This is a genomic window from Lysinibacillus sp. A4 (assembly GCF_024919535.1).
Classification (GTDB): domain Bacteria; phylum Bacillota; class Bacilli; order Bacillales_A; family Planococcaceae; genus Lysinibacillus; species Lysinibacillus capsici.
In genome coordinates this window covers 72,453-96,194 of sequence record NZ_JANWTB010000010.1, presented here as the reverse complement: position 1 = coordinate 96,194, position 23,742 = coordinate 72,453, and the positions used below count along the sequence as shown (strand labels likewise).

Below are 23,742 nucleotides of genomic sequence, written 5' to 3'. Positions count from 1 at the left end.
GTGAATAATCGATATAATAACTAAAACAGAAACCCAATTAATCATTTTGGGTATCTGAGACAAGAAACGAAGCAATTTGATGAATCGTTTCTTCTTTTAATTTATAATACGTCCATTGACCATGACGAAAAGATTCGAGAAGTCCAGCTTTTTGCATCATATTTAAGTAGTGAGAAACGGTTGATTGAGAAGTTTTAGCTTTCTCTTGAATATCACCAACACACACGCCTCCTTCGATACTCACTTTTGGGAAATGTTTCTCAGGTTCCTTCAACCACTGTAAGATGTTTAGCCTCGTCTCGTTTGATAACGCTTTGAAAATTTCAATTGGTTCCATATGACGATAATATATCGAATTATCTCGATATGTCAATTGCTAAGTACCGTCATTTTACAGTAAAAATGGTTGACGCCAATAAGGAAGTCCGGTAATATATGTAAAAATCATAGAAAAATTCGATGAAAAAGAGAGTAATTGATGGGATGACTGGCAAGCGAGTTAGGGATGGTGTGAGCCTAATGCAGGGACCATGAATGAAGCGCACTTTGGAGAAGATTCTCGAACAAGTAGTAGAGAATAGCGGGGCGTCACCTCGTTAACAATGGAAAGTGGTCATGTCACATGGCAACTAGAGTGGTACCACGGGATTATCATGCTCTCGTCTCTAATTTTAGAGGCGAGGGCTTTTTTATTTGAACAGGAGGAGGAGCAAGATGAATCAACAAATCGCCGACAGTTTAGCAGTTGCATTAAAACAACAAATAATAGGAGAGGACATATTGTCATTATTAGAAAAACCCAAAAGCTTGGAGCTAGGGGACGTAGCCTTTCCATGCTTTACTCTAGCAAAAGTGTGGAAAAAATCACCGCAGAGTATCGCAGCACATATAGCAAGTCAATTAAATCATGACAGTATCGAGCTTGTGCAAGCTGTTGGTGGCTATGTCAATATTTTTCTCGATCAACAAAAGGTGACGCAGCAGGTGTTACGCAAGATTCTGCACGACAAGCAACAATATGGTACTACTCCAACAAAGATGGGAACGGTCGTCTTAGATTTTTCCTCTCCTAATATCGCCAAGCCTTTCTCGATGGGACATTTACGTTCAACGGTCATCGGCAATGCCTTAGCAAATATTGCAGAAAAAAATGGCTATCAAGCCATTCGTATCAATCATTTAGGGGACTGGGGTACACAGTTTGGCAAGCTTATTGTTGCTTATCAGCTTTGGGGTGATAAAGAGGCTATTTCAGCGTCACCGATAGAGGAGTTATTAAAGATTTATGTGAAGTTTCATGAAGAGGCAGAGCAAGACCCCACGCTCAATGAACAGGCTCGTGCCGCCTTTAAAGCATTGGAGGACGGTAATGAAGAGGCGCAGGCATTATGGCAATGGTTCCGAGATGTATCATTCGTAGAATTTCAAACAATATATGAACTATTAGGAATTCATTTTGATGCCTTTATAGGTGAAGCCTTTTACAATGACAAAATGCCGTCCGTTGTAACAGAATTAGAAGAAAAAGGGCTCCTTGTGGAATCAGAAGGAGCGTATGTTGTGGAGATGGAGGAGATGCCTTCATGTTTAATAACAAAAACGGATGGAGCCACGCTTTATGCGACGCGTGATTTAGCAGCAGCCCTGTATCGCCAACAGCACTACCAGCCGCAAAAGATGTTCTACGTTGTTGGCAATGAGCAGTCCCTCCACTTTAAACAACTTTTTCAGGTAATCGAAAAAATGGGCTATCCTTGGGCAAAGAATCTGCAGCATGTGTCATTTGGCATGATGCTGAAGGATGGTAAAAAAATGTCGACGCGTAAAGGCAAAGTGGTGTTATTAGCTGATGTACTAGCAGAAGCTATAGCGACTGCACAGCGTAATATGGAGCAGAAAAACCCTTCTCTACCTAACAAAGAGCAAGTCGCAAAGCAAGTGGGGGTTGGAGCGGTAATTTTTAATGATTTAAAATCCCATCGTCTAAACGATATTGAATTTTCAATCGAGCAAATGATGAATTTTGAAGGCGAAACAGGGCCATATGTACAGTATACATATGCACGTATTTGCTCTATTTTAGATAAAAAGAAAGCTCCGACTCAAGCTATGCTATTCAAATCTTTAGGTGAGCAGGCTTGGCCAATTATCTTATTACTAGAACAGTTTCCTAAAACGGTAGCTATGGCTTTTGAGCAGGCTGATCCGTCCCAAATAGCAAAATATGTCTTACAACTGGCACGTTTATTCAATAAATATTATGCACAGTACAAAATATTAGCAGATGATGAACAGCAGGCATCTCGTCTTGCACTATGCCAGAGTGTTGCTATTGTTTTAAAAGAGTCATTAGCCTTATTAGGTATTGAGTCACCTAAAAATATGTAAGAAGAATTAGCCATTTAAAGTCAAACTGTCCAATCATTGACCATCCATCGAAAACATGATAAAAGGATAGAGGAATCCATGCAAGCTTTTCATAAATGAAGGCTGCGTAATAATAGAGAGGATCAAACAAATGGCTAAAAAACATTGGACCGTATCACTCACCTTCGTGGTCATTAGTATATTTTTTGTCGCTCTTAATATGAGGCCAGCTGTCACGGGAATAGGACCGCTTTTTAATGTCCTCATGACGTCCTTACATGTCTCGAATACAAGCATGAGCTTTCTCACAGCTATCCCCGTTTTTTGTATGGGATTATTTGCACCTTTAGCTGTCCCGCTTCAGCGAAAAATGGGCACGAAATCAGCTATCACCCTTTTAGTGGCTATCCTTGTCGTCGCGAATGGGCTACGCTTTTTCCAAGCAAGTTATCTCTTGCTCATCGTGACAAGCTTTGCGGCAGGCTTAGTGATTGCAATGATTGGTCCTATTCTAAATGCTTATATTAAGAAAAAGTTTCCAGAACGCTTTACGACAGTAGTCGGTATCTATTCATTCGGTATTGGCGTTGGGGCTACTTTAAGTGCAGCCTTAACCGTGACTTTTTATCAGGGTTTCAGTAATAGCTGGACAATCGCCCTTGGCATGTGGTCAATCCTTGCTATAGTTGCTCTCGTTATCTGGCTAGCGGCAATTCCATCCGAACACAACGAGCAGCTCCAACAAGTAACTGCGTCAGAAGATGTCCGTAATCCGTGGACATCTAGACGTGCCTGGGTAATTTTACTGTACTTTGGTTTACAAACATCACTCTTTTTCTCTATCATGTCATGGCTTACGCCGCTATTGCAGGATAAAGGCCTGTCATTAGAGGCATCCAGTGCCATGCTAACAATTATGTCTATTGTACAAATGATAGGGAATATGGCCGTACCGATTCTCATGGAAAAATGGCCAAATCGAATGGTCTGGCTACTAGTGTTTAGCTTTGTTGGCGTGATTGGATTTATGCTACTCTGGCTGACAGCGGGTATTTACCTATGGCTGGCTGTTTTATTAATTGGCATTGTGCTAAGCGGGCTATTTCCAATCGGACTATTGCTGCCTCTTGATGAAGCCAAAAATGATCAGGAGGCCACTAGTTGGTCATCTATGGTGCTGGCAGGTGGCTTTATGGTAAGTGCCATTATCCCCATTCTAATAGGCATTTGCTATGACCTAACGGGCAACCATACATGGACGTATCTGATCTTTGTATTATTAATGCTCGGCATTCTAGTAACGACTGGACTATTAAGAAAAAAATGATTGTAAGAGACATGTGTCAGGTTGCACATGTCTTTTTATGTGAAAATTATTTTGAGGGTATGATAACCTTCCATCTGTCGCTTTGAAATAAGGTTTGATCAAAAACACCCTGCAAACACGAATTTTAAGTTAAAAAGAAAGAATCCGCTTTAAAAAAAGATTGATTAAAACGGATTCTTTCTTTTTGAAGACTTATGCCATTTTTATAAAATAGTTTGATTATTTACTATCTGTTGTTGTTCCACAATTGCGCCCGATTATTGAATATCCTTATTCATCCTAAAAAGCCGCTAACATTTTACAGTACAGCGTTTTCTAAAATAGTAAAAGAGCTTGTATTACAATTAATTTCTGCTAATGCACCAAGAGGTAAAATGAATTTTGGTTCGGTATGTCCAAAGTTCATATTGTATAGAATTGGTGTATCCTCCAAGTTAAATTCTTTCATCACTTTTAAAATCTCTTCTTTATATTCTTCGCAATACTTTTCATCTTGTGGTTTACCAAATATAATTCCGTTTGCTTTTTGTAAAATACCTTGTACACCGTAGTTTCTCAACCAATATCTAAGTAGGGTAGGCTCTGGTTGATCTTCAGATGTTTCAAAGAAAAGAATGCAATTTTCCCAGTATTTTTCTTCAGGCCATAGCACGGTACCTTTAGCAAACTCTAGTACTTCAATGCACCCTCCTATTAAACGTCCCTGCACTATACCTTTACCTTGCAGCAATTCGTATCCTTTATTAGGCTGCATTATGCGTTTTTGATTTTTATTTGATTCTATCCATTCTAAATGATCACTTGTCCATTCTACAGAAGGAACAATTTCACCTATTACTTCATTAGAAAATAGCGTTTTCTGAATAGATTGAACGGTATATGAGTGCATTTCAACGTTTTCTGCAAAATCGGTTAAAATTGCTGGTCCATAAAATGAAGATATACCTGCCTTCAAACAAAATAAATGAGCAATCGTTACATCTGAGTAACCCATTAAAATTTTAGGATTTTTAGTTATAACCTCAAAATCAGTGTAAGCGAGTAAACGAACACTATCATCTCCACCAATATTTGCAATAATAGCTTTAATCTTGGGGTCCTTAAAAGCCATCATTAAGTCCTCTGCACGTGCTTTTGGATTTTTGTCTAGAAAATCTACACCTTTCAAGCTATTTGGCATTGCTATAACTTTCAGTCCAAAAACCTCTTCAAGTCTTTTTACGCCTTGTTCATAACGCCATTTTAATTCTGGTTCTCCAGCACCTCCCCAAGAAGGACTTATTGTGGCGATATAATCTCCTTGCTGGAGTTTATCTGGCTTTAATAACATATAAATTCACCTCAAATTAGATTTAATTTCATTAAAAACAACATATTAAATGGAAATTTTAAACAGTCTATCGTATATGTGAAATAAGCTACTAAATCCTTGTTTGGAGACATTGCACAAAATGATTTTATTCCACAATCTGACCCGTTTGCGGAATACTGACTTTTTATAAAGATCCTTTAGTCTAAGCGTATCTAAAGGAGGATAACGTCGCAACTTTATTTCAAAGCCACAACTTTCATTTGGGAACGTTATTAAAATTATTAGTGAATTATTGATACATTCATTTTTAAAGCAACAAATAGGGTTTAGTCATTGGTTATTATGTCATTATCTTCAAGATTTAATATACCTGGTGTCGCATTCTTTGTTTTTCCAACAGAGCCTATGATTTCTCCATTATACTCGTATAAGATAGCTTGAATATTATCGCCTTCAATATCTTTCTCATTTAATTCATAAGTAGTTACATCTAACTCTTTGCCTACATAATTCTCAAGAAAAGAAAACTGATAAGAGTCATAAAACGTTAAAGATTCCTTAGATAATTCGCGTGTTTCCTTTGTGTCAAAGGATTTAATTGACCAACCTAACTCTTCTAAATATAATCTATGTTTTTCGTTAATCCTTTCATTGTTACAAGCTGTTAAAATAAACAGAATGCACAAAATCATCGTTATTTTTTTCATAATTCCCTCCTATTCACTTTTAACTACTAAAGTATTTCGATAAAACAGACTTTTATTCCTCTAAAAAGCTACCAAAGCGAAGTATTCCACAATATGGCCGGTTTGTGGAATACTGACTTTTTATAAAAAACCTTTAGTCTAAGCGTATCTAAAGGGGTATAACGTCGCGACTTTTTTATAAACATCGCCACTTTTTTTCAAAGCCACACCATCCTCACAGCAAATTTTGTCTTCCACCAATATTAATGGGTAGAAAGAAATGAGTTTAGGGTAGTTGCTGCATTTTTCTAATATCAATAAGTATATAATAATATTATGTAAACTTGAAACATTACTCATCCTTGATTATGATAGAGAAGAGAGAATGTAGAATAGAAAGTTTTGGTGAAGGTATGTATAAAAAAGTGCTCATTTTAGGAGCGACAGCTTTTCTTGTAGCAGGCTGCGACAGTCAAATAGGGACAGGATGGTTTCAAAATAAAAAGGCAGAGCTGGAAACAGAAGGAGCTGTGATGAAGCAACAGGAAAAAATTGTCCCAGAGGTCAAAGTGATTGGAGAGCATGGTGTTGGAGCAGGCATTATTATCAGGCAGCAGGATGATCAACTGTATATTTTAACGAATGGCGCACTAGTGGCATCCAAACCAACTGCCCTTGTTCAATTTGGTCAGGACAAGCTGGTAGCAGCGACTATTCATGTCATGTCAACAGCCTATAATATGGCCCTGCTACGAGTAACCTATCAAGCGGATGTGCAAGTGCCTAATTTATATGAAGGTGAGCTAAATCAGCTAGCTGTTTATGTGAATGGCTTACCCTATACGATTCAAAAATACCGAGATAAAGTAGCGGCTTATTATATAAAAGCGGAACAATCGATACCTCTAGGAAGCCCTGTCATGGAGGCTGAAAACGGAGCCATTGTCGGATTATATGTTAATCGACAACAGCAAGGAGAGTCGCAGCCATACATATTGCCTATAAAGGAATTCCAAGCATCCATCGATGAATGGATTGAGGAGGGCATGACAACCAGTGTACGACTTTCCCAATCGAAAAACTTATACCCCTATATTGAACAAGGGGATAAAGAAGCTGTACAGCAAGCAATCGAACAATATGGAGAAAATATATTTGCGTATAATACCGATGAAATTATGCTATTTTTAGATACGTTTCACAAGCATTTAAAGGGGGCTGTGACAACCCAGGATGCAAGTGTTTTGAAACCGATTGTCGGGACAGAGGCTATACAGGAAACCTTGGCTAGTATGGTTGCCTATTATGCTTCCAAGCAAGCCAAAATTCATTTCTCAGACACGGATATTCAGGCAATTCGCGTAGAAGGGCAGCGTCTTATCGTACAGGCTAAAACGGAATATATCCTGACGAATGCTGCAGGACAGGAGGCACTTGCCTACTCCAACATGTTGTATGAGTTAGAAAAAAATGAACAGGGCGAGTACAAGCTACTTGGTCTCACAAACAAGGAGTGAATTTTGCATGGAGCAAGCTAGACAAATGCTACAGCATCATTTTGGCTATGATACCTTTCGGCAAGGACAAGCCCAGATTATTGAACAAACATTACGAGGGCAGTCAAGTCTTTGTGTCATGCCAACAGGTGGAGGGAAATCCATTTGCTATCAAATTCCAGCGCTAATGCTTGAGGGGTTAACCATCGTGATTTCGCCACTGATTTCACTGATGCAAGATCAGGTGGAGGCTTTACGTACAGCAAATATTCCAGCAGCCTATATTAATAGTACGCTGACGGCACAGGAAGTGGATGCAACCATGCAGCTTGCTAGTGCGGGTTATTTAAAGCTCCTCTATATTGCACCTGAACGACTGGAAAGTACTACGTTTCTTCAAGCATTGTCGTATTTATCTGTCCCATTACTTGCGATTGACGAGGCTCATTGTATATCGCAATGGGGGCATGATTTTAGACCAAGCTATCGTTCGATCCACAAGCTTTTTACGCTATGGCCCCAAAAGCCCACTGTTTTAGCACTGACAGCTACTGCAACGCCAACGGTTTGTGATGATATTCGTCAATTGTTAGCGATTGATGAGCAGGCAACGGTCATGACAGGTTTTTCACGTGAGAATTTGGCACTTTCGGTGTTAATTGGTGAAAATAAAGAACGCTATGTAAAAAATTATGTTCAACAAAATAAACAGGAAGTGGGCATCATTTATGCAGCTACTCGAAAAGCTGTGGATGCCATTTATGATGTGCTGAGTCGCTCTGGTGAAGACGTTGCGAAATATCATGCAGGTCTATCAGAGAATTTAAGAATGGCTGAGCAGGAGCGGTTTTTAAAAGATGAGGCACGTATCATGGTGGCAACGAATGCTTTTGGTATGGGTATTGATAAAAGTAATGTGCGCTTTGTGTTGCATTATCAAATGCCTCGTAATATGGAGAGCTATTACCAGGAAGCGGGCCGTGCTGGCCGAGATGGTCTGCCAAGTGCTTGTATTTTATTGTATGCTTCAGGGGACGTTCAAACACAGCGTTTTCTTATCGAACAGTCACAGGATGAGGCTCGTATTACACAGGAGCTAGCTAAACTACAAACAATGGTCGATTATTGCCATACTGAGGGTTGCCTACAGAATGCGATTTTAGCGTATTTTGGAGAAGTTGAGGAGGAGCCATGTGGGCGTTGTAGTAACTGTATTGACGGGCGAGCAGTGACAGATGTGACAGAGGATGCGCAAAAGGTGCTGGCCTGTGTTGTGCGTATGGGACAAAAATTCGGGAAGACCATGGTGGCACAGGTGCTAATTGGCTCTAAAAATCAAAAGATCGCTGAATTTGGCTTTGCCCGTTTATCGACCTATGGCATTTTAAAAGGACAATATACCTCAAAGGATGTCTCCAACTTTATCGAATTTTTAATTGCAGAGGGCTTGCTGGCTGTGAAGCACGGTACATTCCCTACAATTTATGTATCTGCTGAAGGCAAGGAAGTGCTGCTTGGCAATCGACAGGTCATGCGTAAGGAAGCTGTCACAGTGAAGAAGCTGGTGGATAATGATCCATTATTTGAACACTTACGGGTATTACGCAAAGAGATTGCCGACGAGGAAAAGGTCCCACCATTTGTTGTATTTTCTGATAAAACGTTACGTGAATTATGTGATAAGAGACCAACTGTACTGGAGGATTTACGACAGGTGAGTGGTATAGGCGAAGTAAAATTTGAGAAGTATGGTCAACGCTTCTTTGACGCACTACAATCGTTTTTAGAAGCCTCTGTTTAATAAATTTGTTGCTATTGTATAAAAGAGAGGTGTCCCACAAGCTGGAGACACCTCTTTTATATTATTTTTCCCAATGCTTTGCAATGAACGTATCACGCCCAGAAACGGCACGGTCTTGCTGATAGTGTGCTGTCTCTTTTTTATAATAATCCTGGTGATAATCCTCTGCTGGATAAAAGCGTTCAGCATCGCGAATTTTGGTTACAATAGGTTTATCAAAGCGTCCGCTATTGGCAAGCTTTTCTTTCGATGCCTCTGCGATTTGCTTTTGCTCATCTGTATAGGTAAAGATTGCTGTAGTATAGGATTCGCCACGGTCATGGAACTGTCCATACGCATCCGTCGGGTCAATTTGCATCCAATAAATATCAAGGAGCTGCTCATAACTAAAAATAGCAGGGTCGAATTCGATTTCGACTACTTCTAAATGACCTGACGTTCCTTTTTTGACATCTTCATAGGTTGGGTTTTCTAAGTGGCCACCCATATAGCCTGAAGTGACTTTATGTATACCGTCCCACTCGACAAATGGCTTGACCATACACCAAAAACAGCCGCCAGCAAATGTCGCTTTTTCTATCATTTGAATCATCCTTTCTTTTGTGAAAATATTATAGCATTGTTTTACGCCAAACTGTGCAAATGGGTGTAAAATAACGTTTAGATAGAAAAACATGGAATAGATCCTTTTTATAATGAAACTTTCTAGCTAATCAATCGTTACATTAACTATATCAAAATAGAGGAGTTAGTTGTTATGGAAGAGCAAGATTATACGAGACGCTCCCAACGTCCTAAAAAGCGTCGATTACGTAAAGGGAGAGCATTTTTTACACTATTACTATTGTGTATCATTGTGATTGTCGGCTATTCGGTCATGCAATATCGCAGCGGGCTTGAGCTAGCCAACGACACCAAAGTTGCACAGGAGGATTTTACTGGTGATAGCATCAAAGGGGATATCGAAAACTATTTGATTTTAGGGGTCGATACACGTGGAGAGGAAAAATCACGGACTGATACAATGATGGTATTATCCTGGAATAAAGCAAACAACGACATTAAACTCGTATCCTTTATGCGCGATATTTACGCGGATATTCCAGGCTATCAATCCTATAAGCTTAATACAGCTTACTACCTAGACGGTGTTCAGCTATTAAAGGATACATTAACAAATATGTTTGGCCTACCGATTCATCACTATGCACTAATTGATTTTAAAAACTTTGAATCCTTAGTGGATATTTTAGCGCCAAATGGTGTGGAAATGGATGTTGAAAAGGACATGTCTGAAAATATTGGGGTAGAGTTAAAGCAAGGTGTTCATCGTTTAAATGGACAGGAGTTACTAGGTTATGCGCGTTTCCGTCATGATGCAGAAGGAGATTTTGGGCGTGTTGCACGTCAGCAAAAAGTGATTGAGGCATTAAAAACAGAGTTATTAACGCCTACGAATATGTTGCATTTACCAAAATTTGTTGGTGCGGCACAGGGCTATATCACAACAGATTATTCATCTACTGAGGAAATGCAGCAAGTACTTAAATTGCTATCAAAGGGCAAGGTAAACATTGAGAAAGCAACCATCCCTATCGAGGGTAGCTATCAATTCCAAAACTTTAGCCATGCGGGCGATTCTATTGTCATCGATGTGGAGCAAAACAAAGCCTTTTTAAGTGATTTTTTAGGTATTTCACTAGAGTGATGTTTCGCAAAAACCAGCATTATCCTGTAATATAAAGGGAGAGCATTTGGATTGGGGTGGATATATGGAAAAAGAGAGACCAAAAGAGCGTTCAAGCCTGTTAGCAACCAAGTTTATTCGTTTTTTAGGTGGTAGAAACCTATTATTTACACTGGTAATTTTATTACTGGTGGCATGTGTTATTTTTATGTTTAATCAAGTTTCCTTTATCTTTACCCCGCTACAAGTTTTATTTGAAGTAGTCATTTTACCAGGGGTACTAGCCGTCATTGGCTACTATTTATTACGCCCATTGCTGGCGATTCTAGTACGATGGCGCATTCCAAGAATATGGGGTATTTTAATCCTCTATATTGCGGTCATTGGTGTCATTACGTTACTTGTGGTGCTAGTCTATCCGTTTTTACGCGATCAGTTCACGAATTTAGCACAGGAATTCCCAGAGTACTTCATGGCATTTACACAAAACATTGTAGAATTCCTAAATCATTCACGTTTTAATGAGTACTTAGATAAAATTAGTTTTAATTTTGATGAAGTTTTGAATAACTTCACAACGGATATGGTAAAAACAGTGAAGGATATGGCGACCAATGTAGCACAGGGTGTGGCATCTGGTATTACCGGCTTCCTTTCAACGTTAACAGGTATTGTGCTATCACTTGTAACGGTGCCATTCATCCTGTTTTATTTACTAAAAGAGGGCGAAAAATTACCGAAATTTATGCTGAAAGTGTGCCCACCACGTATGCGTAAAGAGGTAACTGACATTTTCCATGACATGGACAAGCAAATTAGTTCGTACATACAGGGACAGATTTTAGTATCCATGTGTATTGGGGCAATGGTGACGATTGGCTTCTTAATTATTGGCATGAAGTATGCTTTATTGCTCGGCTTCCTTGCCATGATTACAAGTGTGGTGCCCTATTTAGGACCCGTTATTGCGATTACACCAGCAGTCATTATCGCTCTTGTTACATCCCCATTGATGCTGATTAAGCTGGCAATTGTATGGACAATCGTTCAGTTAATCGAAGGAAAGTTCATTTCACCGCAAATTATGGGGAAATCACTCAGTATTCACCCGATTACGATTATCTTTGTACTATTAACGGCAGGCTCCTTATTTGGTGTCCCAGGCGTTATTTTAGGGATTCCGGGCTATGCAATCTTTAAGGTACTTGTCACGCATTTATTCAAGCTCTTTAAGCAGCGCTATAATCGCTACGAAGATGACGTTCATCAAAAATATGATATCTAATAAACGACCAGCTACTGCTAGCAACGCAGTAGCTGGTTTTTGCTGTAGAAAACGGCATTATGCTATTCTAGTAGTAGAGAGTCAAAGCAAGGGGGAAAAGGAAATGGCATACATACCGATTAATTTTCAAGAGAAACTGGCTAAATTTCAAGAGCATTGGTCTCCAAAGGTCATTGCTGAAATGAATGATTATCAATTCAAACTCGTCAAAGTTCAGGGGGATTTTGTTTGGCATAAGCATGAGGATACGGATGAGGTATTTATCGTCCTTGAGGGGCAATTAATCATCGAATTCCGAGATGGCCAGGTAAGCCTGCGTGCAGGAGAGATGTTTGTGGTCCCACGCAATGTGGAACATAAACCCTTTGCAGCTTCGGAGTGTAAAATTCTGCTTGTAGAGCCAATGGGTGTCGTAAATACAGGTGAAGAGCAATCAGAGCTTACCGCTGAAAATGATGTGTGGATTTAACCTTCATAGAAAAACCCTTCCAACAAAATGTTAGAAGGGTTTTTACATGGACTAATTATTGCTTTGCTAATAATTGTACTTTTGCTAAGCGATCCACGGCTTCTTGTAGAAGTTCCTTTGGTTGAACTAATGCTAAACGTAAATAGCCTTGTCCAGCTGTACCAAATACGGTTCCTGGAACTGTGACAACGCCTACTTGTTCAATCAATTGAAAGGCTAATTCTGTGCAATCGATAGCATAGGGATATTTAGCCCATACGAACATTCCACCATCAGAGGGTGCTGCTTCCCAGCCTAAAGCTTGTAAGCCATTCATCAGCGTTTTATGGCGCTCTGAGAAAGTGGCACGTAAGCTTTCCGTAATTTCCTCAGCGTTATCCAATGCTACGACAGCCGCATCCTGAATAGGCTCGAAAATACCGAAATCTAAATTTGATTTTAATTGCTTAATAACAGCGATCATTTCTGCATTTCCTGCGATATAGGCAATACGCGTTCCAGCAAGGCTAAAGCTTTTAGAGAGGGAGTTAATCTCCATACCGACCTCTTTTGCTCCTGGTGCAGCTAGGAAGCTAATAGGGCCATCTCCCGTAAAATAGAACTCTGAATAGGCAGCATCATGGAGGACGATGATATTATACTTTTTAGCAAAGGCGATGACTTTTTCAAAGTATGCTAATGACGGCATCGCTGGTACAGGATTTCCTGGTAAGTTTAAAATCAATAACTTTGCTTTCTGTGCAATTTCTTCTGGTACAGCGTCTAAATCAGGTAAATAATCGTTGTCGGCTGTTTGAGGCATGTAATAAGGTGTTGCGCCAGCTAAGTGAATCCCTGCGTCATACGCTACATAAGCTGGGTTTGTGGATAAGACGATGTCTCCTGGATCACAAAAGGCAATTGGTAAATGCACTAAGCCTTCTTGCGAACCAATTGTTTGAATAATTTCTGTCGCGGGATCTAGATCAACATTACTACGACGCTTATAGTAGCGACTCACCGCGTCATAAAAACGCTGTGTGCCAGTCAGTGTATAGCCATAAGATTCGGCTAAACCTGCACGATAGGAAAGATGCTCACGTATTTTGGCATGCGGAGGAAGATCAGGGCTGCCTAAGCTTAAGTCAATTAAAGTCATGCCCTTTGCTTGCTGCTCTCGAGCAAAATTTTTCAAATCTCCGAAAATTGCTGGTGTAAATAATGACATTTTTTTAGATGGTACGATTTTCAAAACTAGTACACTCCTTGTAGTTGTATAACAGAATAGTAGTTCACATTTTATCATACTGAAGCGCAGAAAGGGACAGATATTCTGAAAAAAGAAAATATTTATATAATGGAGAGGATGTGTGCATAGACTAGCGAAAAAAGATTTTCTACCATTGGGAGAAACTACTATAAATTCCTTCAAAGAGGAAAGTGTATTATACTGAGTATAAAGCTTTTCAGGTGGGGTGAGTCTTATGAGAACAGAGCAAGAAATGTATGATTTAATCCTAGCCACTGCACAACAGGACACTAGAATTCGTGCTGTTTACCTAAATGGCTCAAGAGCAAATCCGAATGTACCAAGGGATATGTTTCAGGATTTTGATGTGGTGTATGTCGTAACAGATATAGCCTCTTTCTTACAAGATGATAAATGGATTCAAGTATTTGGTGAGCAGCTGATGGTGCAGGAGCCTGATCGATTGGATAAGGGGCTTGGCTTGGACAAAGACTTTTCTTATAGCTATACATATTTAATGTTATTAAAGGATGGGCATCGCATTGACCTTCGCTTATTATCGACACAAGCTATGCTGGATGAATATGGACAAGACAAGCTGACAGTCCCTTTACTCGATAAGGATCAGCTTTTGCCATCTATCTCTCCATCTTCAGATTGTGGCTATCATATTAGTCCACCGACTGTGGGGCAATTTGCCAGCTGTACCAATGATTTTTGGTGGTGCTTACAAAATATAGCCAAGGGCATTTGGCGAGACGAACTCCCATATGCCAAGCAAATGTTTGAGGAAACGACAAGGCAGTCCTTACATCAAATGCTTAATTGGTGGATTGGTCAGCATCATCATTTTCAGCTATCTACAGGCAAAATGGGAAAGTATTTAAAAAACTATGTGCCAGCTAATTATTGGGCATTGTACGTAAAAACCTATGCCGACGCTGATTATGCTAACATGTGGAATGCCCTATTTGCGGCATGTACACTCTTTCGAAGCATCGCAAAGGAGGTTGCCCATCACTTCCAGTTCTCGTACCCTCACGAGGATGATGCTCGTATGTCAGCCTATTTGAAGCATGTACGTACATTACCACCAGATGCGAAAACGATTTTGTAAGGGGGAAGAGGGCAGTGAAGGTTTATTCATTAAGTGGACCAAGCGGCACAGGCAAAAGTACAAGTGCGCTGGCCTTTGCCCATAAATTAGGGGTGGAGGCCATTGTTGATGATGGATTACTCATTGTGAATGGCATCAGAGTGGCAGGTCTTTCTGCTAAATTCGAAAAAAATACAATTACTGCTGTACGACGTGCCATTTTTACAGATCCAGTTCATCGTGAGGCTGTCCAAAAGGCGCTAGCTCATCATCAGGTACAATCTATTTTACTGATAGGTACATCGACTAAAATGACGAATAGTATTGCCAAGCAGCTAGAGCTGGGTCCGATTGAACACTATTATAATGTAGAAGATGTCCGTTCATTGAAAGAAATTCAAAAAGCACGCTTTATCCGTCAAACACAGGGCAAGCATGTTATGCCGATTCCATATAGACAAGTGGAGCAAAATTTCTTTAAACGATTGGTGCAAAAGGGCATGGAGATTTTTTCTTCGAAACGAGAAAAAATCGGGGAAACGACGATTGTACGTCCTGATTTTCAGCGGGAATATATAGAAATCAGCAAGCATGTTTATGTACAGCTACTGACATACTGCTGTAGCCAACAGGCAATTGTACAAAAGGTCGAGCAAGCACAATTTGTGCTAGGGGATCAGGTTCAAGCTATCCTCACTATACAGGTAAAACTGCCGATCGATTATCCATTAGCAGCGCGTTTAGTAGAATTACAACGAGCTGTGCAGCAAGATTTTTATCTACATTTTGGCTATGAATTAGATGCTATTCATGTACATGTAAAAACGGCTTTGCAAAAGAAAAAAGCGTAAAAAACAGGTACTCCGCTCGCACGTTGGCGTTAAGAGTACCTGTTTTTTATTTAGGCTGGCGAGTGAACTGTGGCTGGCGTTTTTCCACAAAGGCACGACAACCCTCTGCGAAATCACTGCCTACAAATGGTGAAGAGCCTTGCCATAAGGTCGGCGCACTATCGAGACATTCTTGAACAGATTGCTTCACGGCAAGTAAGGATTCAGGCGACATTCCTGCAACCAGCTTACCCATTCGAATCATGTATTTATTTAAATCTTTTTCAGCTACTAGGTAGTTAAGCATTCCAAGCTTGAAGGCTTCCTCTGCTTTAAACATTCGTCCTGTAAAGACTAAATCCTTGGTTGTGGCAGGGCCGACAAGCTGGACTAAACGCTGTGCAAATTTGTTATTTAAGGTGATTCCTAATTTACCGACAGGAATGCCGAGCTTGGCCTTTTCAGAGCCAATGCGGATATCGCAGGCTAAGGCTAATTCCAAGCCAGCGCCCATCGCAGGCCCATTGATGACGCCAATCGTTGGAATCGGGAGGCGCTCAATGGTAGAAATGGTTTTTTCCATATGTACAAAGGCTTCTTCAGCTTGTTCAAGAGAAATGGCATTGAACTCTTTAATATCGGAGCCCGCTGTAAAGTTTTGGCCAGAGCCTCGTAAAATTAGTACTTTATTTTTCGGATTATCTAATACTTGTAGGGCAATTTTGGCTAATTGATCCCACATGTTTGCGGTTAATGCATTTTTTGCTTGTGGTCGATGAATTGTAATAATCGCTAGTCCAGCTGTTTCTTGATAAATAATTTTCGCATCTTCTGCTTCCAGTCGAGTCGTTTTTACTTGCATATCGGAAAGCCTCCTACATGTTAGTGTCTATCTTTATTATATAACACAATTAACCATAAACACGAAATGATACGAATTTTCACATAAAATTGCATTGTTATACAAGAATGTAGGGAATAGTAAGTAATTATTGTACTACAACAGGGGAGCGGAATTTACTATTGTAAGAAAGCAAAAATTATGAGAAACTACTTTAGGAACATATGTTTCTTTATTACGTAAATGGCATTTGAATGGTAGAAGCGGGTTCCTGTTATAGAAATACAGATTATCCGACATTACAATATGATAAAATGCAGTTGAACCTACGCACCCAAAATATAGTAAAATATAAATAACTCACGCAAAGTAGACAAGGAGGGACGATTTGATTACACTCAGGGACGCATGGAATAGCTACTATTTATTGCTACAATCTTTGAAAAAAAGTGCTGCTACAAAAAAACAATACAATATGGACGGGCAGCAATTTTTAACTTTCGCCCATAAGCAAAACTACTTGTATGCAGATCATCAATTGAAAAATTTATTACAGCTTTACTGCGACTATTTAAAGGAAACTTACAGTAATATCAATACTTTTAATCATAAAATAGCGACATTACGAGGCTTTGTAGACTTTATTTTTTTACGAGAATGGGTGGAGCCTTTTGATTATCAGCATCTTTTACAGCCGAAAAAAAGACAAAAAGAGGCACTGCAAGCACTGACAAATAAGCAGATCATGCAAATTGCTAACGTATGGCCCACCTATTTTCAATATGCTAAGACAAAGGAGCATGCATGGCTGGCAAGACGCAATGGCTGTATCGTTCAAGTGTTGATGGAAACAGGTTGTAAGCCTGCCGAGCTCGTTCGCATGAAATGGACACACTTTAATGAAGAAAAAGCGACTCTTTTTATAGCCAACCGAAATGGACGTCGAGAAATAAAGTGTTCACCGATCCTCATGGACATGCTCGCACAGTATAAAAAAGAGACGACCAATTTACATGAGCAAGAGGTAGGGGAATGGGTTTGGGTAAGCGAGGCAAGTTTAGCGAAGCCGATTACTACGAAAACAGTTGAACGCATTTTTCAAACGATGTCACAAGATATAGGGAAGAATGTAAGAGCCACTGACTTGCGTTATACTGTGATGCAACGGGCGTTTCAACAGGAAAAAACGCTGGAGCACATTCAACAAGAAATGGGCTATGTACGGAAATGGGTGCTAACAGAAAGACAGCAGCGCCTAGAATAAAAGCGTGCAGTAATCGCGATTTATCACCATTACTGCACGCCTTTTATAAATGATTCAATGCTTTGACATTTACTTTGACTGTTAAATCATGCTTGCCTCCTGTATATACCCCTTCCACAGGGCTAATGTCACTATAATCGCGTCCAATACATAAAATAATATGGTTTTCTAATACTTCCACATTATTTGTGGGATCAAGACCGATCCAGCCAATACCTGGAATCATGACTTCTACCCAGGCATGTGTAGCGATATCTCCGATGAGGGCTGAGTTTTCATCGACATATAGATAGCCACTGACATAGCGAGCTGGTATTCCTTTCGCCCGTAAAACAGCAAGCATGACATGGGTGAAATCCTGACAAACACCCCGTTTTAATGCAAATGCCTCACTTGCTATTGTAGTTACATTGGTCGCTGTCGGGTCATACTCAAAGCTAGAATATAAATACTGCATTAAATTAAGCGAAAAGAGCACAGGATTTTCAGCATGACCGATCGCATGATAAACTTCCTCTAGCTGCTGCTCTGTCATAAATGTAAAATGTGTTGCTTTTAAATACGGTAAATAATGCTCATAGAATAGCTGTGAGTGAAAGATGGTCTGCATTTCGGGCGAATATTGAATACGATGAATAAATGGTGCACGCTGAATACTTACAATTGAAGATGTATGAATTTCTAGTATTTGATGTTGCTCTGGTATATAAAAGGAACCAACAGTATTGCCCCAAATATCCGTATGCTCACGGGTTAGGGAGGATGGCGTTATGGCAATTCGATAAGATAATAATCGCTGACGCTCATCGCTACGCGGCTTTAAACGAATAGTATTCAAGCTTTGATCGACTTCAGACTCATATTGAAAAATATTTGTATGCTGAATTTCAAATTTCATCGTGTCCGCTTCCTTCTGCTTACTGACTTGCTTGTTGAAAGGGAGCTGTGGTGAATTCCTTTCAAGGTTGTACGCTGGGTTCATATAAATGATAGATTGTCGAAAAGGCATCACTAAAAGCCATACATTGAGACAATCTTTCCTCCATCATTTTTAGGGTTTCCTCAATAGTCATTTGCCAAAAATCGATATGATCGATTGCAAGAACAAGGCTACTAATATCCGACTGAAGCGTTAAAAATCGTGGGGATAAAGAATCATGTTCAATAGCCGCTATGGCTTCTTCTATTTTCTTTACACAGAACATCACAGAACATGGGAAATGCGCATCTTGGACTAAATACCGAATGACCGTTAGTAAATTGGTCTGGCGATGCTTCCGCATGAAAGATTCTCTTGCTGCGGAAAGATCCAATAAAAAGGTACCATCATCCTCTAACAGTGACGTACCTGTTCGCTTCTGTTGTTCTACGATTATCACGATCATCCGAATGGTTTTTTCTGCTCGTTCAAGCCATTTGCCGACCTGCATAAAATAGAAGGGAAGATCGCGATCCATCGAGCCCTCAATTAACCCTGTCTCCATCCATAAAGTCTTTCGTACATCCTGTAAAAAATCTTGAAGGGCAATGAGTGGAATCGGTCGTTCTCTTTTTAGTATGGACTGTTGCTTTGTTAAATAAAAGGAATTTTGAATTTCCCAAAGTTCCGTTGGCATACTATCACGTGTAACTCGTGCATTTTCCCGAATAGCACGCAATGTGGCATGAAGGGCATTGCCATTTTTCTCAGAAAACAGAAGATAATCAATCAAAGGATTAACACGAATCGTTGTGTAATTTGCTAAATACTCCTCCTTAGAGGCACAAATATTTAAAACAGCCTCCCAATGATCAATATAATCATGTTCTTGCCCAGATTGCTCCAACATATTCAACAGCTGTACCTGTAATATATGTGCATTTGTTTGTGTACGTTCACTATAACGTGCCATCCAGTACAACGCGTCGGCTACTCGACTTAGCATGCTGCAATTCCTCCTTTAAAATCCACGTATCCTTTGCACCGCCCCCTTGAGAGGAATTTACCACAAGAGACCCTTCTTGTAGTGCCACTCTAGATAAACCACCAGGCAACACATAGCAATCCTCACCCTTCATGACATAGACACGTAAATCAACATGGCAAGGATAAAATCGCCCATTCTGGAAGGCAGGTGCTCTGGACAATTTAATCGTTGGTTGTGCAATGTATTGATAGGGCTGTTCAACAATTTTTTGCTTAAATAAAGCAATCTCTTCCTTACTCGCATGTGGACCAATTAACATGTCATAGCCACCAGAGGCTCCCACGTTTTTAATAACGAGCTCGTGTATATGCTCTAGCACCCATTTACGCTGACTGTCATCTCCTAGATGATAGGTTTTCACATTCGGTAGAATAGGTTCTTCCTGTAAATAATAGCGAATCATCTCAGGCACATAGGCATACATTGCTTTATCATCTGCTACTCCATTCCCAACGGCATTCAAGATGGATACATGACCTGCTTGATAAGCAGCCATTAAATGTGGAACACCTAATAAAGAATCCTCACGAAAGACAGTAGGATCTAGAAAGTCATCATCAATCCGCCGATAAATAATATCGATTTGCTGTAGGCCATAAATGGTTTTCATATAGACCTTCAAATCCTGTACAACTAAATCACGGCCCTCGACGAGCTGGATGTTTAAATGCTGGGCTAAAAAAACATGATCGTAATAAGCAGAATTGTACATGCCTGCTGTCAGAAGTACAGCTTTAGGCTCTCTTTCTGTTTGCATGGAAGACGGACGATGGGCAAGAAGTGCTTTTTTCATGTAAGCCATTTGTTTATCAAGAGGTCGAATCGTATGCTTGGAGAAAAATTCAGGGTATACTTCCTTCATCACATCCCGATTTTCAAAGACATAGGAAATGCCGGAAGGGTTGCGTAAATTATCTTCGAGTACATGATAATCACCTTTTTCATCCCGAATTAAATCAATCCCTGCTAAAAATATATGATTCGCAATTGGTACTTGAATTCCTCTCATGGTTGGTTTGAAATAAGGATTATTTTCAACAAGCTGTCTCGGAATAAGACCGTCCTGAAAGATCTTTTGCTGTCCATAAACATCCTGTAAAAATTTGTTGAGTGCCTCCACGCGCTGCTTGACACCTGCTTCAATCATGGCCCATTTGGTTTGAGGAATAATAATTGGGACACAATCAAAAGGCATGGTACGTTCTGTTCCATCTTGTGCACCATATACCGTAAAAGTAATCCCTTGTCTGAGAAAGCTCGCTTGCGCTTGTCGGTATTTTTCTTCAAGTTGCTCCCGCGAAAAAAAGGTTAGCTTATGATGAAAAGATCGATAATGAGGCTTTGGCTTATTGCCATCAAACATTTCATCGAAAAACAGACTAGAATCATATAAATTCATCATATGGATCGCCTCCGAATTCAAGTAGTAGTGAAAACATGTTACACTGTGAATAAATACATAAAAGGGGCTAACAACCATGACCATCATTAATTTAATGCAAGCGTATGAATTAGATAAACTATCCAAATTAAATTTATCAGACGAGGAAATTATACGAGCTTTGCGTTCGGGGGATGTATCAGCTTGGCAAGAACAAGTGCCAAACTATGAATTTAGCGAGACAATGGCTCTATATCAGGAAGGGGAACGACAGTTCTTAAATGCATACCATGGCCATTATCGAATCAAGTATGTAACATTACCAGGCATCCAACGTTTATTGCAGCTACGCTTTCAATTAGAAGAAGGGAAGGATTACCAACTATTAGAAACAGGTATCCAGCATTTAACGTGTGATGAGGAAACAGTCACAAGACTTCAGCAAATGTTATCGACAAACTGGTCACTAACAAAACAAGAGGATGGTAATTATTCAGTTTTTGTAAAATAATCCCATGTGTGTTGTGAGACGAATCGACATGGACAGTTACCCATCTATTGTTTTTTTGAAGCGTCTCACACAGCAAATAAAGTCTACTAGATTTTAATATTCATTTACCGAGAACTTTATGCCTAAAATCCTATAACTGTCACAAAATAGTTGTAACAAAAATCCTCTTTTTAAAAGGGGGGTTTTTTTATTACCTTCGAACAGAACATTTGTTCTAACATGCGAAAAAGGGCATTTTTTTTCAATAAAGTTCCCAAATTTATATTTGGGAACGTTTTTTCATGGTAAAATAGAGCAAATAGAGGTGATGAGCATGCAAAAAACAAAACAACCAAAATTCATGAAGGATTTTCTTGTCTATTTAACAACCATCAAAGGAAAGTCTCAGCGCACAAGAAAAGAATATGAATATGACCTGACCTTATTTTTCCGCTTCCACAAAGCTGTCCAGGAGGATTTGGATATAGAGAATTTATCCGCCATTGATATTGGCACTATTACAATAGAAGAAATACGCGAAATGACATTAGAGGATCTTTATTTATTCATGGAATATTGCGAAGTACAGCGAGGCAATTCAGCTGCTGCACGAGCACGAAAAGTGGCCACATTAAAATCCTTTTTTAAATATTTAAAAGGCAAACGTCGACTTATCGAGGAAAATCCTGCAGATGAATTAGAGACACCAAAGATAGGCAGAAAACGACCCATTTATATGAACCTACAAGAAGCTACACAATTTATAGATGGGATTAAAAGCAATCAGGCATCCCCGAGAAATTATTGCATGATGATGTTTTTCTTAAATTTAGGAATACGTGTCACCGAGCTATGTCAGCTTAATAAGACATCCATTCAAGGACGTTATTTAACCGTAATTGGGAAGGGCAATAAAGAGCGTACTGTCTATTTAAATGATAGCTGTATGCAGGCACTTGCTGACTATGAAAACAGTGGGAAGACACCCTATAAAGGCGAAGGCGAGGAGCCCCTATTTGTGTCTCAGAAGGGAACACGCTTTACACGTCAAACGGTTGCCAAAATCGTTAAACGCATTAATCAGCAGTCAGGTCTTCAAAAAGAACGACTTACACCACACAAGCTACGCCATACATCCGCAACGATGATGTATAAAGCAGGGGCAGATATCCGTAGTTTACAGCACATTTTAGGGCATTCTAGCGTCGCAACCACGCAAATTTATACACATATTGAAGATGAGCAGCTACAGCATGTTTTAGAGAATAATCCATTTAATATTGTTCGTGAAAGATGATTTTCCCCTCTCCATATCGAATATATAGTAGAAGACCTAATGAAAGGGGAGCCAAGGATGTCAAACGTCAAAGAACATCTCGATACCACAAGAACACAATTGCTTCAGGAAATTCACTTATTGGACGATACAACCTTTAATAAGAAACCAGATGCACAAAGCTGGAGTGTGGCACAAATCTGTCATCATCTCGTATTAGTAGAGGAAGCAACAAAGAAAGCCATTACATGGGGATTAAAGGCAGAGGAACAGTCAACACCCGCTCGAAAAAATGTTCAGCTCATCTTAGATCGAACAAGAAAGTTCCAAGCACCGCCTATTGTAGAGCCAACAGAAGAGCCTTTCACTGTTCAAGCGATGCTGGATTTACTAGCTACAACAAGAAAGAACCTCCTCGCCTTTTTGCAAACAATCGAGGAACCTGAAGCATTGGCTAAGCGCGCTGTGAAGCACCCAGCCTTAGGAGAATTACCACTCGACCAATGGATTGAAATGGTCTATATGCACGAGCAGCGTCATATCAAGCAATTACAAGAAATCGTTAGAGAATAACATGTATGAAAGGAATTTGGCCACAGGAGAGGAGCTAAATTCCTTTTATTGTTATTCAATTTTTCTGTTATAATCTCTTGACGTGCTACATAATCTGTTATATATTAAATAAAAATAATAACAACTGTTATAAAACAGATTTAGTTAGAGGAGGAAATTTAAATGTCAAAGTATCGTGATGGTTATGAATTTTATTGTGAAATGTGTGAGCGCTATGGATTGGAGCCAATTTCTTTCCGTTACTATGTATTACAATTATCACAGCAACAACTTTCGGCTTACAATATGCAAGCAAAACAATTAGGAATTTAAAAGGAGTGATTATGACGGAAGCCGCCGTGAATATTTTATGAAAAGCCCAGCCAT

23 protein-coding genes and 1 other annotated feature are annotated in these 23,742 nt (G+C 39.6%); of the genes, 14 read left to right on the top strand and 9 right to left on the bottom strand.

Features of this window, described 5'->3' with window-relative positions; translation table 11 throughout:
• Nucleotides 1-37: 37 nt before the first annotated feature.
• Nucleotides 38-337 carry an ArsR/SmtB family transcription factor gene (locus tag NY607_RS18750; RefSeq protein WP_131520404.1) on the bottom strand — a complete coding sequence of 100 codons (300 nt, stop codon included), beginning with the start codon at nucleotides 335-337 and terminating at the stop codon, nucleotides 38-40.
• Between the two features lie 113 nt (nucleotides 338-450).
• Nucleotides 451-670: a binding site (T-box leader), on the top strand.
• 44 nt (nucleotides 671-714) lie between these two features.
• Between NY607_RS18750 and argS the strand changes: the two genes are divergently transcribed.
• Together argS and NY607_RS18740 are read left to right on the top strand one after the other, a co-directional pair.
• Complete coding sequence (gene argS / locus NY607_RS18745) at nucleotides 715-2,388, top strand: arginine--tRNA ligase (protein ID WP_259420145.1); 1,674 nt, start codon at nucleotides 715-717, stop codon at nucleotides 2,386-2,388.
• A 130-nt stretch (nucleotides 2,389-2,518) separates the two neighbouring features.
• Nucleotides 2,519-3,694, top strand: a complete 1,176-nt coding sequence (locus NY607_RS18740; RefSeq protein WP_259420144.1) for an MFS transporter — start codon at nucleotides 2,519-2,521, stop codon at nucleotides 3,692-3,694.
• Nucleotides 3,695-3,992: 298 nt separating this feature from the next.
• Here the strand turns inward: NY607_RS18740 and NY607_RS18735 are convergent, their stop codons facing one another.
• Together NY607_RS18735 and NY607_RS18730 are read right to left on the bottom strand one after the other, a co-directional pair.
• Complete coding sequence (locus NY607_RS18735; protein ID WP_259420143.1) at nucleotides 3,993-5,024, bottom strand: S66 family peptidase; 1,032 nt, start codon at nucleotides 5,022-5,024, stop codon at nucleotides 3,993-3,995.
• A gap of 308 nt (nucleotides 5,025-5,332) precedes the next feature.
• Nucleotides 5,333-5,713, bottom strand: a complete 381-nt coding sequence (locus tag NY607_RS18730; protein WP_131520245.1) for a DUF4830 domain-containing protein — start codon at nucleotides 5,711-5,713, stop codon at nucleotides 5,333-5,335.
• 392 nt (nucleotides 5,714-6,105) lie between these two features.
• Between NY607_RS18730 and NY607_RS18725 the strand changes: the two genes are divergently transcribed.
• Together NY607_RS18725 and recQ are read left to right on the top strand one after the other, a co-directional pair.
• Nucleotides 6,106-7,209: a TcaA NTF2-like domain-containing protein gene (locus NY607_RS18725; RefSeq protein WP_193767327.1), complete on the top strand. Its 1,104-nt coding sequence runs from the start codon at nucleotides 6,106-6,108 to the stop codon at nucleotides 7,207-7,209.
• Between the two features lie 7 nt (nucleotides 7,210-7,216).
• Nucleotides 7,217-8,989, top strand: coding sequence for a DNA helicase RecQ (gene recQ, locus NY607_RS18720; RefSeq protein ID WP_259420142.1), 1,773 nt, complete (start codon nucleotides 7,217-7,219; stop codon nucleotides 8,987-8,989).
• Between the two features lie 61 nt (nucleotides 8,990-9,050).
• On the opposite strand, the gene msrA is transcribed toward recQ, so the two are convergent.
• On the bottom strand, nucleotides 9,051-9,572 hold the full coding sequence (msrA, locus tag NY607_RS18715) for a peptide-methionine (S)-S-oxide reductase MsrA (protein WP_081011039.1): 522 nt from the start codon (nucleotides 9,570-9,572) through the stop codon (nucleotides 9,051-9,053).
• Between the two features lie 174 nt (nucleotides 9,573-9,746).
• Between msrA and NY607_RS18710 the strand changes: the two genes are divergently transcribed.
• The 3 genes from NY607_RS18710 to NY607_RS18700 all read left to right on the top strand — a co-directional run bounded on the left by NY607_RS18710 (nucleotide 9,747) and on the right by NY607_RS18700 (nucleotide 12,430).
• Entirely contained in the window at nucleotides 9,747-10,697 is a 951-nt protein-coding gene (locus NY607_RS18710; RefSeq protein WP_048392859.1) for an LCP family protein, read from the top strand.
• A 64-nt stretch (nucleotides 10,698-10,761) separates the two neighbouring features.
• Nucleotides 10,762-11,961: an AI-2E family transporter gene (locus NY607_RS18705; protein ID WP_048392857.1), complete on the top strand. Its 1,200-nt coding sequence runs from the start codon at nucleotides 10,762-10,764 to the stop codon at nucleotides 11,959-11,961.
• 103 nt (nucleotides 11,962-12,064) lie between these two features.
• Complete coding sequence (locus tag NY607_RS18700) at nucleotides 12,065-12,430, top strand: cupin domain-containing protein (protein WP_048392856.1); 366 nt, start codon at nucleotides 12,065-12,067, stop codon at nucleotides 12,428-12,430.
• A 55-nt stretch (nucleotides 12,431-12,485) separates the two neighbouring features.
• Here NY607_RS18700 and NY607_RS18695 read toward each other — a convergent pair whose 3' ends face one another.
• Nucleotides 12,486-13,661, bottom strand: a complete 1,176-nt coding sequence (locus NY607_RS18695; protein WP_016992684.1) for an aminotransferase class I/II-fold pyridoxal phosphate-dependent enzyme — start codon at nucleotides 13,659-13,661, stop codon at nucleotides 12,486-12,488.
• A gap of 232 nt (nucleotides 13,662-13,893) precedes the next feature.
• Between NY607_RS18695 and NY607_RS18690 the strand changes: the two genes are divergently transcribed.
• Entirely contained in the window at nucleotides 13,894-14,775 is an 882-nt protein-coding gene (locus NY607_RS18690) for an aminoglycoside 6-adenylyltransferase (protein WP_237900796.1), read from the top strand.
• 14 nt (nucleotides 14,776-14,789) lie between these two features.
• Entirely contained in the window at nucleotides 14,790-15,605 is an 816-nt protein-coding gene (locus tag NY607_RS18685; RefSeq protein WP_259420141.1) for a hypothetical protein, read from the top strand.
• A 46-nt stretch (nucleotides 15,606-15,651) separates the two neighbouring features.
• Here NY607_RS18685 and NY607_RS18680 read toward each other — a convergent pair whose 3' ends face one another.
• Nucleotides 15,652-16,446: an enoyl-CoA hydratase/isomerase family protein gene (locus tag NY607_RS18680; RefSeq protein ID WP_048392847.1), complete on the bottom strand. Its 795-nt coding sequence runs from the start codon at nucleotides 16,444-16,446 to the stop codon at nucleotides 15,652-15,654.
• Nucleotides 16,447-16,813: 367 nt separating this feature from the next.
• Between NY607_RS18680 and NY607_RS18675 the strand changes: the two genes are divergently transcribed.
• Complete coding sequence (locus tag NY607_RS18675; RefSeq protein WP_237900798.1) at nucleotides 16,814-17,689, top strand: tyrosine-type recombinase/integrase; 876 nt, start codon at nucleotides 16,814-16,816, stop codon at nucleotides 17,687-17,689.
• Nucleotides 17,690-17,732: 43 nt separating this feature from the next.
• On the opposite strand, the gene NY607_RS18670 is transcribed toward NY607_RS18675, so the two are convergent.
• From NY607_RS18670 to NY607_RS18660, 3 genes are all read right to left on the bottom strand, one after another.
• Complete coding sequence (locus tag NY607_RS18670) at nucleotides 17,733-18,587, bottom strand: transglutaminase family protein (RefSeq protein WP_048392841.1); 855 nt, start codon at nucleotides 18,585-18,587, stop codon at nucleotides 17,733-17,735.
• Nucleotides 18,588-18,648: 61 nt separating this feature from the next.
• Nucleotides 18,649-19,614, bottom strand: a complete 966-nt coding sequence (locus tag NY607_RS18665) for an alpha-E domain-containing protein (protein WP_131520239.1) — start codon at nucleotides 19,612-19,614, stop codon at nucleotides 18,649-18,651.
• On the bottom strand, nucleotides 19,568-21,058 hold the full coding sequence (locus tag NY607_RS18660; protein WP_131520238.1) for a circularly permuted type 2 ATP-grasp protein: 1,491 nt from the start codon (nucleotides 21,056-21,058) through the stop codon (nucleotides 19,568-19,570). The genes NY607_RS18665 and NY607_RS18660 overlap by 47 nt, the downstream gene beginning before the upstream one ends.
• A gap of 76 nt (nucleotides 21,059-21,134) precedes the next feature.
• Here NY607_RS18660 and NY607_RS18655 point away from each other — a divergent pair, with 76 nt between their 5' ends.
• The 4 genes from NY607_RS18655 to NY607_RS18640 all read left to right on the top strand — a co-directional run bounded on the left by NY607_RS18655 (nucleotide 21,135) and on the right by NY607_RS18640 (nucleotide 23,688).
• A complete protein-coding gene (locus NY607_RS18655; RefSeq protein WP_259420140.1) occupies nucleotides 21,135-21,548 on the top strand; it encodes a hypothetical protein in 414 nt (137 codons plus the stop codon).
• Between the two features lie 313 nt (nucleotides 21,549-21,861).
• A complete protein-coding gene (locus NY607_RS18650) occupies nucleotides 21,862-22,824 on the top strand; it encodes a tyrosine recombinase XerC (RefSeq protein ID WP_054550128.1) in 963 nt (320 codons plus the stop codon).
• A gap of 57 nt (nucleotides 22,825-22,881) precedes the next feature.
• Nucleotides 22,882-23,376 (top strand): DinB family protein, encoded by a 495-nt coding sequence (locus NY607_RS18645; RefSeq protein WP_259420139.1) that lies wholly within the window; start codon nucleotides 22,882-22,884, stop codon nucleotides 23,374-23,376.
• 162 nt (nucleotides 23,377-23,538) lie between these two features.
• Complete coding sequence (locus NY607_RS18640; protein ID WP_004230023.1) at nucleotides 23,539-23,688, top strand: hypothetical protein; 150 nt, start codon at nucleotides 23,539-23,541, stop codon at nucleotides 23,686-23,688.
• Nucleotides 23,689-23,742: the final 54 nt, after the last annotated feature.